Source organism: Pseudobutyrivibrio xylanivorans DSM 14809 (genome assembly GCF_900141825.1).
Classification (GTDB): Bacteria; Bacillota; Clostridia; order Lachnospirales; family Lachnospiraceae; genus Pseudobutyrivibrio; species Pseudobutyrivibrio xylanivorans.
In genome coordinates, this window is record NZ_FQYQ01000001.1 from 166,968 (window position 1) to 181,762 (window position 14,795).

The 14,795-nt window shown below is 39.3% G+C and carries 18 protein-coding genes and 1 pseudogene; 18 read left to right on the forward strand and 1 reads right to left on the reverse strand.

Annotation, left to right across the window (positions count from 1 at the left end; translation table 11 throughout):
- Positions 1-256: 256 nt before the first annotated feature.
- The 14 genes and pseudogenes from BUA88_RS00690 to BUA88_RS16685 all read left to right on the forward strand — a co-directional run bounded on the left by BUA88_RS00690 (position 257) and on the right by BUA88_RS16685 (position 11,733).
- On the forward strand, positions 257-1,777 hold the full coding sequence (locus BUA88_RS00690) for a flagellin N-terminal helical domain-containing protein (protein ID WP_072911000.1): 1,521 nt from the start codon (positions 257-259) through the stop codon (positions 1,775-1,777).
- Between the two features lie 194 nt (positions 1,778-1,971).
- Positions 1,972-2,496, forward strand: a complete 525-nt coding sequence (locus BUA88_RS00695; RefSeq protein WP_028246389.1) for an adenine phosphoribosyltransferase — start codon at positions 1,972-1,974, stop codon at positions 2,494-2,496.
- 49 nt (positions 2,497-2,545) lie between these two features.
- Positions 2,546-3,220 (forward strand): tRNA (N6-threonylcarbamoyladenosine(37)-N6)-methyltransferase TrmO, encoded by a 675-nt coding sequence (gene tsaA, locus BUA88_RS00700; protein ID WP_072911002.1) that lies wholly within the window; start codon positions 2,546-2,548, stop codon positions 3,218-3,220.
- A gap of 23 nt (positions 3,221-3,243) precedes the next feature.
- On the forward strand, positions 3,244-3,816 hold the full coding sequence (locus tag BUA88_RS00705) for a cytidylate kinase-like family protein (protein WP_072911005.1): 573 nt from the start codon (positions 3,244-3,246) through the stop codon (positions 3,814-3,816).
- 140 nt (positions 3,817-3,956) lie between these two features.
- The gene (locus tag BUA88_RS00710; protein WP_072911007.1) at positions 3,957-5,606 is read left to right on the forward strand and encodes a glycoside hydrolase family 9 protein; all 1,650 of its coding nucleotides are present in this window, start codon (positions 3,957-3,959) and stop codon (positions 5,604-5,606) included.
- Positions 5,607-5,737: 131 nt separating this feature from the next.
- Positions 5,738-6,550 carry a Cof-type HAD-IIB family hydrolase gene (locus tag BUA88_RS00715; RefSeq protein ID WP_072911010.1) on the forward strand — a complete coding sequence of 271 codons (813 nt, stop codon included), beginning with the start codon at positions 5,738-5,740 and terminating at the stop codon, positions 6,548-6,550.
- A 70-nt stretch (positions 6,551-6,620) separates the two neighbouring features.
- Positions 6,621-7,214: a hypothetical protein gene (locus BUA88_RS00720; protein ID WP_072911013.1), complete on the forward strand. Its 594-nt coding sequence runs from the start codon at positions 6,621-6,623 to the stop codon at positions 7,212-7,214.
- Positions 7,215-7,386: 172 nt separating this feature from the next.
- Positions 7,387-8,451 carry an acyltransferase family protein gene (locus tag BUA88_RS00725; protein WP_072911014.1) on the forward strand — a complete coding sequence of 355 codons (1,065 nt, stop codon included), beginning with the start codon at positions 7,387-7,389 and terminating at the stop codon, positions 8,449-8,451.
- Between the two features lie 243 nt (positions 8,452-8,694).
- Positions 8,695-9,252, forward strand: coding sequence for a GNAT family N-acetyltransferase (locus tag BUA88_RS00730; RefSeq protein WP_072911017.1), 558 nt, complete (start codon positions 8,695-8,697; stop codon positions 9,250-9,252).
- Positions 9,253-9,273: 21 nt separating this feature from the next.
- Positions 9,274-9,489, forward strand: a complete 216-nt coding sequence (locus BUA88_RS00735) for a PF20097 family protein (protein ID WP_072911020.1) — start codon at positions 9,274-9,276, stop codon at positions 9,487-9,489.
- Between the two features lie 57 nt (positions 9,490-9,546).
- Complete coding sequence (locus BUA88_RS00740) at positions 9,547-10,428, forward strand: alpha/beta hydrolase (protein WP_159430869.1); 882 nt, start codon at positions 9,547-9,549, stop codon at positions 10,426-10,428.
- 32 nt (positions 10,429-10,460) lie between these two features.
- Positions 10,461-10,994: a flavodoxin domain-containing protein gene (locus tag BUA88_RS00745; protein ID WP_072911026.1), complete on the forward strand. Its 534-nt coding sequence runs from the start codon at positions 10,461-10,463 to the stop codon at positions 10,992-10,994.
- A gap of 28 nt (positions 10,995-11,022) precedes the next feature.
- The gene (locus BUA88_RS00750) at positions 11,023-11,337 is read left to right on the forward strand and encodes a TfoX/Sxy family protein (protein WP_072911028.1); all 315 of its coding nucleotides are present in this window, start codon (positions 11,023-11,025) and stop codon (positions 11,335-11,337) included.
- A 29-nt stretch (positions 11,338-11,366) separates the two neighbouring features.
- Positions 11,367-11,733: pseudogene (locus BUA88_RS16685) on the forward strand (ACT domain-containing protein).
- Between the two features lie 69 nt (positions 11,734-11,802).
- On the opposite strand, the gene BUA88_RS00760 reads toward BUA88_RS16685, so the two are convergent.
- Positions 11,803-11,988 carry a hypothetical protein gene (locus tag BUA88_RS00760; protein WP_330390144.1) on the reverse strand — a complete coding sequence of 62 codons (186 nt, stop codon included), beginning with the start codon at positions 11,986-11,988 and terminating at the stop codon, positions 11,803-11,805.
- A 437-nt stretch (positions 11,989-12,425) separates the two neighbouring features.
- Here BUA88_RS00760 and BUA88_RS00765 point away from each other — a divergent pair, with 437 nt between their 5' ends.
- The 4 genes from BUA88_RS00765 to BUA88_RS00780 all read left to right on the forward strand — a co-directional run bounded on the left by BUA88_RS00765 (position 12,426) and on the right by BUA88_RS00780 (position 14,772).
- Positions 12,426-12,779, forward strand: coding sequence for a virulence RhuM family protein (locus BUA88_RS00765; protein WP_072911041.1), 354 nt, complete (start codon positions 12,426-12,428; stop codon positions 12,777-12,779).
- Positions 12,780-12,948: 169 nt separating this feature from the next.
- On the forward strand, positions 12,949-13,470 hold the full coding sequence (locus BUA88_RS00770) for a DUF4256 domain-containing protein (protein ID WP_072911043.1): 522 nt from the start codon (positions 12,949-12,951) through the stop codon (positions 13,468-13,470).
- 25 nt (positions 13,471-13,495) lie between these two features.
- Complete coding sequence (locus BUA88_RS00775; protein WP_072911045.1) at positions 13,496-13,885, forward strand: DUF3795 domain-containing protein; 390 nt, start codon at positions 13,496-13,498, stop codon at positions 13,883-13,885.
- An 89-nt stretch (positions 13,886-13,974) separates the two neighbouring features.
- Positions 13,975-14,772 (forward strand): alpha/beta fold hydrolase, encoded by a 798-nt coding sequence (locus tag BUA88_RS00780; protein ID WP_072911048.1) that lies wholly within the window; start codon positions 13,975-13,977, stop codon positions 14,770-14,772.
- The last annotated feature ends 23 nt before the right edge of the window (positions 14,773-14,795 follow it).

Here is a 14,795-nt window from a genome sequence, read left to right on the forward strand (position 1 = left end):
TTTTTTCACACTTCCGATAAAAAAAGTAGATGAATTAATATTCATCAATCGTAGCTTTAAAACTGAATAAGGCTATACTACATAATTTCTTCTCTTGGTAACCTGGGGTGGTTGGTCACACCTCTTGTTATATAGATACGGATGCAGCCTAAAGTATGTAGCATTCCATATCATCGAAACTTTTAAAATTTTGTTATGCGTTCGTCGCATCTCTTATGAATGGAATCAAAAGAGTATCTACAAGGAGGTAGAAATTATGGTAGTACAACACAATATGCAGGCAGCTAATGCTTCAAGAATGTTAGGAATAACAACAAATGCTCAGTCTAAGTCTACTGAGAAACTTTCATCAGGTTTTAGAATCAACCGTGCAGCAGATGATGCAGCAGGTCTTTCAATTTCTGAAAAGATGCGTAAACAAATCAGAGGTCTTGACCAGGCGTCAACCAACGCATCTGACGGTATCTCAGCAGTACAGACCGCCGAAGGTGCCCTCACAGAAGTGCACTCTATGTTACAGAGAATGAATGAGTTGGCAGTCCAGGCAGCAAACGGTACAAACTCTGAATCTGACCGTTCATCTATTCAGGATGAAATCCTTCAGTTAACAACAGAAATCGACCGTGTCGCTGAAACGACAAAGTTCAACGAGACCTATCTTCTCAAGGGGGATTACGGCACTAAGACTCAGGTAATCGCAGCTCATGATGCTGGTCTTGCAGGTACAATCACACAGAATACCACAACAGCCACATTTACAATCAATGCCCTTGCAATGGGTGATACAGTCACAATCGGTGGCGTTAAATACACAATTGGTGTTCAGGCAGATGAAGGTGCAGCAGATTCAGTTGCCAGCCAGTTGGCTAATGCATTAACAGTAGTTGGCACATCAAAAGACGCATTGAAACATGGTGAAGTAGTAAAGATTGACGGAAAGTCATTCACAATCGCAGCAAAGACAAACGCTGATACATCAGAGGTTACAGCTTCACAGCTTAATAAGTTTGCCAGCCAGGGTTCTACAATCGAGTACAATGGAAAGGTTGCAAAACTTTTCAGTACAGCAGATGGCACAGACCCTAAGGACGGTGTAGATGCAAAAGATGCTACACTTGTTACAGCAGCAAAGGCATATCAGCTTATGTCTAACGAACTTAGAGCAGCTTCATCAATCGGTTGCGATGCAATCATTGATTTACCAGAGGCTAGATTTGATAATGATAAGTTCTATGATTCATCAAAAACAGATCCAAACGACACTGATGCAAAGAAGGCAGTTAACGGTATGAAGCCAACTATGGTTACAGGCGACAACCTGAAGAAGGTTGAGTTCGTAATGAAGAAGGGTACTGCAGTAGTTCAGAAGAGCTTGTCATTCAATCTTCATGTTGGTTCTGATGCTGACATGACAAACAAGATTGGTGTAACAATTGAATCTATGACAGCTACAGCACTTGGTCTTCAGGGACTTAACGTAGGTGATGCAACCGGTAAGGCAGCAACATATGCGATTGACTGTATTTCAGATGCCCTTGCAAAGGTATCAGCACAGAGATCTGGTCTTGGTGCTATTCAAAACAGATTAGAGCATTCTATCGCAAACCTTGATAACGTAGTTGAGAACACAGAAGCTTCTGAATCTCGAATTCGTGATACAGATATGGCAGCAGAAATGGTTACATACAGCAAGAACAATATTCTTGCTCAGGCAGGCCAGTCAATGCTCGCACAGGCAAATCAGGCAACTCAGGGTGTTCTTTCATTACTTCAGTAATTAGCGTGGCCAAACGCAATAGAGTACTTTCAGTACTATCCACAAAATTGGGGTCCTTCGGGACCCCGATTTTAATTTGCAAAAATTATATTAAACTTATATAATTGATAAGGATAATATCTTTTTATACGACTGTGTATTTATCATTCCAGAGGGGAAAAATTAGGGTAAAAGGCACTAGAAGGAGTTTTTAAATGAAAAAAGTAGAAGACTACGTAAGAACTATTCCGGATTTTCCAGAACCAGGTATTATGTTTAGAGATGTCACAACAGTTCTTCAGGACGCTGAGGGCTTCAAGCTCGCCATCGATGAGATGAAGAAGCTTCTTGATGGAGTTGATTTTGACGTTATAGCAGGAGCTGAGAGCCGTGGATTCATCTTCGGCGCTCCACTTGCATACGCTATGGGCAAGCCATTTGTGCTCATCCGCAAGAAGGGTAAACTCCCATGTGAGACAGTTGAAAAATCTTATGATCTCGAGTACGGTTCAGCTACAATCGAGATGCATAAGGATTCAGTTAAGCCAGGACAGAAGGTTGTTGTAGTTGATGATCTTATCGCTACAGGCGGCACTATCGAGGCAGCTTGCGAGCTTATCGAGGAGCTTGGTGGCGAAATCGCCAAGGTTGTATTCCTTATGGAGCTTGCTGGTCTCAATGGACGCGAGAAGCTTGCAAAGTATGATGTAGCTTCAGTTGTAACATACGAAGGAAAATAATATGTTCCCTCCTCTTGTATTAAGGGGAGGGATTTTTTATTATTAAAGTATGAATTTAAATCAGATAGCACATATAAACACAGGATTTACACAAAAGTTTGGTATACCTAGACAAAGTGGATTAGTTGGTGAAATAGGCCACATTATCTTCGAACCAGAATTCAGAAATCCCACTTTCATCGATGGCATCACGGATTACGACTATCTGTGGCTCATCTGGGGATTTTCCAAGAATAAGCCCTTAGAGGGAGGTACCGTTCGCCCACCTCGACTGGGAGGCCAGAAGCATATGGGGGTCTTTGCCACCCGAGCACCATTTAGGCCAAACAATATCGGCCTTTCATCGGTGGAGCTCATAGAGGTGATCAGCACTGAGGAGTTCGGACCGGTGCTAGTGGTAAAGGGTGTGGATATGCTTGATGGCACACCGATTTACGATATAAAGCCATATATTCCTTATGCAGATGCTCATCCCGATGCCAGGGGAGGCTTTACAGATGAGCTGTCAAAGGGAGCGCAGGTAAAGGTGGATTTTCCACAGGAGCTTTTAGAAAAGCTTCCGGAGGAAATCAGAGAATCCGCAGTGGAGGTTTTGAGACAGGATCCAAGAGCAGGGTATGACCGTGGCCGGCAGCGAGATTTTAGGCTTGCATATCACGGATATGATATAGTATTTTTAGGTAAAGATGGGGAAATAACAGTTACTGATGTATTGAAAATTTGATTCAAATTAAGGAGGGGCTCATTATGTATGACTATATTGCCATTGAACGTACCTACGGTAGTGGTGGACACAAGATTGCTGAACAGCTTGCAAAGCGATTGAATTATCGCTTGTACGACCGCAGTGTAGTAGTTGAAACCTGTAAACGTATGGGGCTGGATTATGATGTGGTTTCAGGCATGGATGAGCAGAATCCTGTTAAGACATTCTTCAATGCTCCAGGAGATAATCCTTCCATGGAGGAGAAGATTTATAATACTCAGGTGTCTATTATTAAAGAGGCAGCTGAGCAGCCAGGCTGTATTTTTGTAGGCCGTGGCGCCAGCGAGATTCTTAAGGATAAAAAGATTCTTAAGGTATTCATTACAGCACGTGATTCATATCGCCGTGATCGTGCTAAGAATGTAGAGAAGATTGAGGAAGCTAAAATCGATGAGACAATGAAGAAGTTCGATAAGAAGCGTGAGAAATTCTTTAGCACACATGTAAATGGTGGTAAATGGGGCTCTATCGAGTACTTCGATTTGATTATTGATTCCAGCGAGATTTCAGAAGATGGCGCAGTTGCTATGCTTGAGGCATTGGCAAAAGCATAGGATTTTTATAAAAAATACCTCATTTTTATATAAAAAACTAAATTTTTCGCTTATTATTTAACCCGTCAGGTATTGAATTACCTGACGGGATTTTTTATAGTAAATATAGGTACGAAAACGTTTAAGGGGGAATAATAGTAATGCAAAAGATTTTTGTTAATCAGGTTGGTTTTATGCCAAAAGAGGCGAAGAAGGCGGTTTTAAATTTTGATGCTCCAGAATTTAAGCTTGTAGATGAAGCAGGGGCTACCGTTTTTGAGGGGAAGACCAGCCATTTTGGTACAGATGATATTTCTGGAGAGGACACTTTTGTTGCAGACTTTAGCGACTTCAAAGGAACTGATTCAGAGGGGAAGCTTAAGGTTGTAGCTGGTGGGGCTACAAGTGCTGGCTTTGAAATTACAGAAAGTGTATATGACAAGCTGATGCACGATATTTGCAAGTGCTTCTATTATCTTCGTTGTGGAGATGCCCTTGATAAGAAATATGCAGGAGAGTACTATCATGAGGCTTGCCATCTTTCAAAGGCTACTGTATATGGTGAGGAAGTGGAGCCTGTAGATGTAAGTGGTGGCTGGCATGATGCAGGAGATTATGGTCGCTATTCTACAGCAGGTGCTGTGGCCTTAGCACATCTTTTATATGGTGTCAGATTTTTCGACAATCTTCTTGATGTGAAATTTGAGATTCCTGAGGAGAAGTGCGAAAAGGGAGTTCTTCCAAATATTCTTGCAGAGGCAAAGGTGGAGTTGGATTTCCTTATGAAGATGCAGCGCGAAAATGGTAGCGTTTGGCACAAGGTGACTACCTTTAGTCATGCACCATTTATCATGCCAGAGGAAGATAAGTCAGAGCTTTTCTTATTCAGCGTATCGTCTCTTGCAACAGCTGATATTGCTGCAGTATTTGCACTGGCTTATACAATTTATCGTAAATACGATACCGCATATGCGAATTTATTAATGGAGCGTTCTATCAAAGCATATGCATGGCTTGAGGCCAATCCAGAGGCAAAATTATTCAAGAATGCTGAAGGGTCTAACACTGGAGAATATCCAGAGAACGAGGATAATTCAAATAGATTTTGGGCTGCAGCAGCTTTATTTGAGGCTACTGGAGAGAAGAAATATTATGACGAGGCTTTAAAGCAGAAGCCACTTATCGAAGCATATGATAAGAGTGATGCTTTCAAAGAATACACAGGCAATATTTTTACATGCCTTGGTTGGGGCGATGTGGCAGGACTTGGCTCAATGTCACTTATCTTAAAGGACGACGGCAGTGAGCTTTGCGCATTTGCCAAGGATGCTTTCTTAAGCGAGGCAGACAGACTTTGCCAGAATGCTAAAACAAACGGCTTTGGCTTATGTATGCTTAAGGAAAACTTCATCTGGGGCAGCAACATGGAGCTTTTGAAATATATGATGGTTCTAACTGTTGCTAACACATTAAAGCCAGAGGAGAGATTCGTAAATGCGATAACAGCTGGTCTGGATTATCTTCTTGGCTGCAACAGCGTGGATGTAAGCTACGTTACAGGAAATGGCGAGAAGGCATACAAGAATCCACATCTTCGCCCAACGGCTGTAGATGATATCGAAGAGCCATGGCCAGGACTTGTTTCTGGAGGTCCAAACACAGGTCTTCAGGATGAGCAGGCACAGACACTTCCAAAGGATACTGCACCAATGAAGTGCTACCTGGATCACGTGGATTGTTATTCTCTTAATGAGATTACAATCTACTGGAACTCTCCACTTGTGTTTGTTATGGCTGGATTACTAAAGTAATTCTTTATATTAAGTTAAATAGTAGGAGCTTGCTTGTAGGCAGGCTCCTTTTTTTGGACAATTTTACCTGTGTTTAGGGGTGTAAAATGTGGCTTAGATTTTCAGTAGTTTATCATGGAAGGAAATAGTGTATGAATTATTCTGTAATAGCCCTTGATTTAGATGGCACACTTTTAAATAGCAAAAAGGAAATTAGCAAACGTAATAAAGAAACTATTATGAAGGCTGCAAAAGCTGGGGCAAAGATTGTCCTTGCATCAGGCAGACCAGTTCCAGGTGTGAAGAAGATAGCTCATGCTCTGCATCTTGAGGATGTAGGTGGATATATCTTAGCCTACAACGGCGGTATGATTATCGATTGTAAGACTGGCGAGGTCCTTCGTCGCGAGACGGTACCTACTGACTATTATCATACAATCGTCCAGATTGCCCATAAATTTGGCGTCACACCTCTTACTTATGATGCTGAGGGAATCATTACTACAAAAGCTGACCATGAGTATGTGCAGCTGGAAGCAAGGATTAACAACATCCCTGTAAAAGAGGTTTTCCATCTCAACGAGGTGGCTGCACAGGATCCACCTGTAAAGTTTTTAATGGTGGGAGAGCATAAGGTATTAAGACAGGCAGAGGCTGAGCTTAATGAGAAACTAAAGGGTGAAGTGGAGGTGTTCTTCTCTGAGCCATTTTTCCTTGAAATTACCCCACGAGGAATCGAGAAGGCTTCATCACTTGAACTTCTTTTGAATCGCATAGGTGTGGAGAGAAAACATCTCATGGCATGCGGTGATGGATTCAATGACATCCCAATGATGAGATATGCAGGTCTCGCTGTTGCAATGGAAAATGCCCAGAATGAGACTAAGGAATGGGCTGATTACATCGCACCATTAAATGATGAAGATGGTGTTGCTGTGGCAATCGAAAAATTCGTGTTGACTTAAAATGTCCATAGTGTTATAACTGTATTACTACATTTAATACAGCCAATACAGATAGCAAGGAGATTTTGAGATGAAAAAGAGATTTTTAGTAATGATTATGACAATGGTAATGGGCTTATCCATGGTAGCTTGTGGAAAGAGCAAAGATGATGACTTCTACAATACAACTAGTGACTGCGGTGTAGATTTAGATTGCGATGATGACGGTGAAGTTGATGACGGTTTAGCATCAGAGAATCCTCGTGAGGATACATCTGTTTCCAGCGAAGTATATGAGATTAATGTTTCTTTAATGGATGATGCTGAGGAAGTATTCAAGACTCTTACAGATAACTGGGGTGATCCATATATAGAGGATTCAGGTGATTACAAGATAGCAACTTTCGATACTCTTAAGGTTACATATTCTGAAGTTGATGGTAAGAAGGAACTTATAGAGTTTGATGTATATTCTGACTGCTATAAGACAAACAAGGGCATCACAATTGCTTCTACACAGGACGATATAAGAGCAGCATACGGTGAGCCATTATGCGAGTACGATGATGGCGATGAGCACTATATGAACTATTTCTATAAGGATGGCTTCAGCATCTACTTTACAACTTCTTCTAAGGCTGGTGATGCAGTAACAATGTACCAGATCGTAAAGGGTAGAGGCTAAGAGAATACTATAATTCGGCAATTTTGCAGGAAAGTGACAAATTATAGTACCGGTCACAACTAAATTTAACAAATAAGACTATAATTATGTAAGCTTCGCTTGATAGACAGGCGGAGCTTACTTTTTTATAATTAAGGAAAATGTTAAAATATTTAACAGAGGTGGTAAAAATATGAGAAAGACATACTTAGATAATGTTCGTTGGATAACAGTAGTGCTAGTTGTCATATATCATGTTATTTACATATTCAACGGCGTAGTTGTCCATGGAATCATCGGTCCCTTCAGTGAACATCAGCCACAGGATACATATCAGTATATCGTGTATCCATGGTTTATGTTTTTGCTTTTTGTGGTATCGGGCATGTCAGCTCGCTTCGAGCTGGGCAAACGAACAGAAAAAGAATTCATCAGAGTAAGGACAAGAAAACTTCTTGTGCCTTCCACAATCGGTCTTCTAGTCTTCGGCTGGGTTCTCGGCTATTACAACATGCTTATAAGCGGTGCATTTGATACTATGGGCAATGTACCAAAGCCGGTTCTTTTTCTGATAATGTCAGTCAGTGGTTGTGGCGTTTTGTGGTACATCCAGATGCTTTGGATATTCAGCCTGATTCTGGTATTGATTAGAAAGATTGAAAAGGACAGATTCTATAATATCTGTGGAAAGGCCAATCTTCTGATAGTCATGCTACTTGTCATCCCAGTATACGGAGCTGCCCAGATACTTAATACACCGATGATAGTGGTGTACAGATTCGGTATCTACGGACTGGGCTTTTTGATTGGCTATTTTGTACTGTCACATGATGTCGTGATGGATAGACTTGGCAATAACTGGCTGATATTAGGTATTCTCGCAGTTGTATCCTGCGTAGCCTTTGTGATTTTATACATAGGTCAGCCTTATGCAGATCACGTTGTCTTAGATACAATCATGTGCAACGTTTACACATGGTTTGGAACTATTGGCATACTTGCCTTCATGAAAAAATGGGGCAATTTCGAGAATGCCTTCACTAAGTGGATGTGCAAAAAATCCTGGGGCTTATATTTATTCCATTATCTGATGATAGCAGTCAGTGGATGGTATCTGCATACATTATGTCCGGACCTTGCACCTGTTATCGTATACCTGCTAGTTGCAATAGCAGCATTTGCAGGTTCATACCTTCTGTATGAGATTATTAGCTGCATACCGTTCATAAGATGGTGTGTTTTAGGAATAAAAAAGTAGAATGGGATTTTGGGGCTTATCAATGGGCTAAAGGAAGTATGGAGGAATAAATAAGAGCGGTTATCTCGAAAGAGGTAACTGCTTTTTTGTTATTGTTTTGAAGTGTGTATTTCTTGCTGGACTCGCCCAGATTGATATGTAAGGTCTATTGCCTTATTGTGGTATTAAAAATGTAGCCACAGGGCTTTCTTAATGCACAGAAAAACGATATAGTAGATAAAAGCGGTTTAAGGAGGGACAATAATGTATTTCGACGCTGAAAACATAACTTGTAAGAGTGGCAAAGAATTAAAGATTGTATCTATAGGTCCTGATAATGCGGAACAATTTCTTGATTTTATGCATCAAGTATCAGATGATACACATTTTATGTCTAGATATGGGAATGAGATAGGACAAACAGAGAAAGATATTCTAGCAGAAAGAGAAAGATTAAAAGGACTTTTTGAGGATGAACGCCAAGGTATGATTTCCATTTTTGATGGAAACAGAATAATTGGAAATATTGCTATTAAAAATGTAGGTAAGGGCAGAAAAACTAAACACCGTTGTAGTATAGGTCTTGCTGTTAGAAAAGAATATCATGGTGAAGGCTTAGGAACCATACTTATGGAATGTGCAATTAGATTTGCTGAAGCTGCTGGATATCAATATATAGAACTAGGCGTCCTTTCAGATAATAAAACTGCTCAAGGTCTCTATAAAAAAATGGGATTTGAAGAATGGGGACGACTTCCTAACGCATTTATACTTGATGATGGAAGTAGCCTTGATGAAATTACTATGTATAAAGCTATATAGTGGATTGGAGGAAGAATTGTTATGAATTGTCCTAAATGCGGAAAAGAAATGAGAACAGGATTTGTCGAGGCAAAGAGTGCAGGAAGTCTTACGCTAGCTTTTACACAGGTTACCTGGTATCCAGAGGAATATAAAGGCAAATTTATTAAGAAGGAACCAATAACACTTTCATTGCAAGCGGAAGGTCAATATTGTGATGAGTGCATGACTGTGTTTGCAAGTTTTAATCAGAGATAAATCGAGATTTGTAGGGAACATGTTATGAAATACAATTTAAACAAGGAGCTTTCAAAAATGGGAAAGAAAAAAGCTCCATCTAAAATATATTTATATCCATTAGTGAATGTTTTCTTTCAGATGTATGCATGTAAATCAGATGATGATGTTCTTGCAACAGACCATTATATTTACGGAAATAATGGTGCAAGGTTAAAAACTATTTTGATTGAACCTAAGCATGCTGAGAAGGAATTACCTTGTATTATTTTTTACCATGGTGGAGGCTTTTTATTGAGAGCATCAAAAACTCATTATCAAATAGCCAAATGGTATGCGTCAAAAGCTAGATGCAAGGTGGTTTTTGCTGATTATCGTTTGTTGCCAAAGTATAAATTTCCAGTTGCGATTGAGGACTGTTTTGAAACATACAAATGGGTATTGAATAATGCTCATACATTAGGTATTAATAAAAATAAGATACTATTGGCGGGGGATAGTGCTGGTGCAAATATCTCGGTGGCAGTAACGTTGATGTCAAAGGATAGAAATGTTCCTTGCCCTAAAGGCAATCTATTGATTTATCCAGTTTTAGATAGGCGGATGAATACGGCATCAATGGAAAAGTATACGGATACGCCAGTATGGGATTCTCGCCGAAATAAGATGTTTTGGAAAGCTTATTTAAAGGAATATACAAATGAGCAAATAAAGTATGCGTCGCCGATGGAAGCAGAATCTTTAGCGGGTTTTCCTAATACATATATTGAGGTTGCTGAATTTGATTGCTTACATGATGAAGGAATTGAATTTACTAATCGTTTAGAGAATGAAAATGTTGATGTAGTGCTTTATGAAGTAGAGGGGGCATGTCACGGCTTTGAAGACGTGCTAAATAGCGATCTTTTACATAAATGCATTGATCGTCGAGTAAGATGGATTAAAGAACAATTTTCATAGCACAACTTCAAATTTCTCGAGGAGTAGATAATATGAATATAGTAATATATGGTTCTCAATATGGTACAGCAAAGCGATATGCTGAAGAATTATCAAATCGTCTTGGATTTGAGTTGAAATCATATGAGGAAGTGGCAGACGTCAATTTATACGATACAATTATTTATGTTGGTGCATTATATGCTGGCGGAGTACTGGGGATGAAAAAGACATTTAAAGGTATGAAGGATAGCAATGGGCATACGATAATAATTGCTACTGTGGGACTTGCAGATCCAACAGACAAGACGAATACAGATACTATAAAGAAGGGCATGAAGAATCAACTGCCAACAGAAGTATATGATAAAGCTTCTATTTTCCATTTGAGAGGTGGAATAGATTATTCAAAGCTAGGATTTAAGCACAAAACCATGATGGGAATGCTTTATAAAAAAGCTATAACACTGCCGGAAGACAAGAAAACTTCTGAAGTAAGGGCAATGATAGAAACCTATAATAAACAGGTGGATTTTGTGGATTTAATCACGATAGAGCCAATTGTCAAAGCATGTTTTGAAATATAATTCCAGTTTGTTGAGAAGGAGGTTTTAAATGTCTTCAAGTAAAGATTATTTGGAATTCATTTTAGACCAGCTATCATCACTTGATGAAATTTCATACAAGGCAATGATGGGGGAATATATCATTTATTATCAGGGTAAGATTATTGGCGGAATCTATGATGATAGATTTCTTGTTAAACCAACGAAATCTGCAAAACAGATGATGCCTAACGCTCAATATGAAACACCCTATGAGGGAGCCAAGGAAATGCTTTTGGTTGATGACATAGATAACAAAGATTTCTTGAATATGCTTTTGAATTCTATGGTTGATGAATTGCCTGCTCCAAAGAAAAAGAAATAAGCAAATCCAATTTGTATGGGAGAACATAGATGGAACTGAAGAGAATAGATTGCAAACTAACAGTCTGTAAGGTAACTGAGGTATCAAGTATCAATTTAGAGTCGGATTTTTATTTTATTGGTAAGACAGATGAAGAGGTATCGTTAGTTTGTAAAAACAGAAGATACTCCTATAAATACGGTGGAACGAAATGATGGATGGCGAGGTTTTTGCATTCAAGGAGTTCTTGATTTTTCATTAATAGGAATTTTGTCAAAACTTTCAGGTATTCTTGCAGAGCACAAAATTGGAATCTTTGCAATATCGACATATAACACAGATTATATTCTTGTAAAAGAAGAAAATTTTGAGCGTGCATTGAACGTATTGGCTGCTGAAGGATATACAGTGGTATAACTTCAAACTTGTCGCCCTAATTGAATGGTGAACGTTACATAGAGCAGTTATCGAAAGATAAACTGCTCTTTATTGTTTCCATATTTTAATTGTAGCCAAGAGCTTTTCTTTTTGATTATCATTAAGTGTTTTTATTGCATTCCAAAGAGCGTTGTCGGTTGCTGACTTTTGATAGTCTGGTTCTAATTTTCCAACAAGCTCATCTAAAGTAATTCCCATAAGTTTTGAATAATAAATAAGAAGTCTAAGGGACATTGCAGTACGCCCGTTTTCAACATTACTGATATAGCCCAAGCATTATCTGAGTTAGAGAAAGAAGCATATTATGAATATCTTGGACCTGTAGAGAGACTGTGTGATAATTTGGATTCAACAGAAAATGATGTGGGATTAATGTTGGATTATCTTTTAAGCTTTTGTGGAAATTCAAAAGTGCTTGGTTTATATAAAAAAAGTATGTAGGACATTTTATGAAATATATCAGGCATGTATTTCAGATTACATAAAGTACTATCTAGAGGAATATGACCCTGAGGTGTTGACGGAGAATTGTGAAGATTACGTGGATTTAAGTGTAGTTGAGAAAGACAATTCGAAGTAGAGTTTCTAGATGTAAAACGATAGAATAAAAGATAGGAGAGCTTGACGAGACTTCTGTCGGTTTTTCCGATAAAAGTTCTTGAGGTAGAATAATGAGTAAAGGTATATTAGAACAAAATAATAATGAAATAGTTCTTTTTGAAACAGAAGATAAGGAAGTTCGACTTGATGTAGCTGTGGATGGAGAAAATGTATGGCTTAATAGACAGCAAATGGCTGAATTATTTGGTCGTGATGTTAAAACCATTGGTAAGCATATTAATAATGCCTTGAAAGAAGAATTGGATAATTCAACTGTCGCAAAATTTGCGACAGTTCAACTTGAAGGTGATAGAGAAGTTGAAAGAAGCATTGAACATTATAGTCTAGATATGATTATTTCCGTTGGATATCGAGTAAAGTCTTCACGTGGTGTCGAATTTAGGCGATGGGCAAAAAGTTATTAGCGATGGAGCTCTCGTTGCTATTACACTTATGATTGCAGAATCAAATCCGGAAGAAAAAGATATCATGACAACATTGGTCATGAATTTATTGAAGATGTAGGCAAATCGACGTTTGTAGAATTGTAGCTTGCTTGAAGCATGCCAAATCGGGGGATTGGAGGGGTAAATCATGTTAGAAATATTAAAAGCGAGGTTTCAGGATAATAAGAATCTTCATATGGAACTGAGTTGGCTTGACGTGGAGAAACGTTTGCTTGAGCATCCGGGTTCCATAGATGTTTTGAGAAGGATGGAGGAGAGCGGCGGAGAACCGGATACCATCGGCTATGACGAAAAGACGGGAAAGCTAATTTTCTGCGACTGCGCAAAGGAGTCCCCTTCTGGGCGCAGAAGCCTGTGCTATGACGAAAAGGCATTACAGGGGCGTGCTAAAAACCCGCCGTCAGGCAGCGCCGAATGGAAAGCAAAAGAAATCGGCGTTTTGATCATGACGGAAGAACTCTATCGCCGATTGCAAAGTCTCGGGGAATTTGATTTGAAAACGTCAAGTTGGATTACTACGCCTGATGATATTCGCGACAAGGGCGGTGCATTGTTCTGCGAACGACGTTACGGAACGGTTTTCACATTCCATAACGGGGCGGATTCGTACTATTCCGTGCGCGGGTTCAGAGGTTATACGCTTATATAAATTTCAGTTTGTGGGGGGAATTTAGATGGAGAAGATAATAGCTGCATGTGGAAATGATTGTGCTGCGTGCCCAAGGTATGTGGCGCATCCATATGAAAAGTCAAATGAAGAACTACGACATACGGCAGAGCTGTGGATGAAGATTGGATATCGGGATCATCTTGTGACAAATGAAGAGATATCGTGTACAGGATGTAAGCCTGAAAACTGGTGCAGATATCATGTGGTGAAATGTTGCGAAGATAAGGGAATCAAAACATGTGCAGATTGTCAGGAATACCCATGTGATAACATGAAAGAATGTTTTCAGGTCACTAAATCTTTTGAGCCTAAGTGTAGAGAAGTCTGTACTGAGGAAGAATATATGCAGTTGAAGATGGCTTTCTTTGAGAAGGAAGATAATCTAAGAAAATAGGAGATAGATGATATTGAGGAAGTCACAATGCTTAAGTATGAGTTGATGAAGTATTATATTGTAGGCTAATCGATGGGGGGAATATAAAAATGCAGAAAAATGGATGTGTGAAGGTTGGTAATACAGACATGTATTATGTGGCTTTCGGAGAAGGGAAAAAGAATCTTGTAGTTTTGCCAGGATTGTCGGATGGTTTGTGGACGGTAAAGGGAAAGGCCATGCTTTTAGCCGGTTCCTACAAAAGGTTCTTCAAGGATTACACTGTTTTCATGTTCAGCAGGAAGAATGATATTCCTGAGGAATATTCCATAGAAGACATGGCGGATGATCAGGCAATAGTAATGAGGAATCTTGGGATAGATAGGGCAATTGTCATGGGCGTATCCCAGGGAGGTATGATATCTCAATATCTGGCAGCAAAGCATCCTGAGCTAGTTGAAAAATTGATTCTCGTGGTCACTGCACCATATGCCAACGAAACAATAAAAAGCGTCGTTACAAAATGGATAGAAATGACCAAGAGTTCAACGCATACAGAGTTAATGCTAGATACTGCGGAGAAAGTTTATACGAAGGAATTCAACGAAAAGAACAAGAAGTATCTACCACTTCTGGCCAGATTTACAAAGCCTAAGAATTACGACAGGTTTTGCAAAAACGCATATGCGATATTAAACTTCGACGCACGACCAGTTTTATCAAAAATAAAATGCAGTACATATATTATGTCTGGCGACAGTGACAATACCGTTGGAAATGATGCTCCTTATGAGTTAAAGGCTGCAATTGAGCACAGTGAAATGCTTATCTTCGAAGGCTTGGGCCATGGATTGTTTGAAGAGGATAAGGATTTTTACAATAAAGTATTTGAGTTTTGTGAAAGATAAATCGGCAGTTTGTCGAGCTGAAT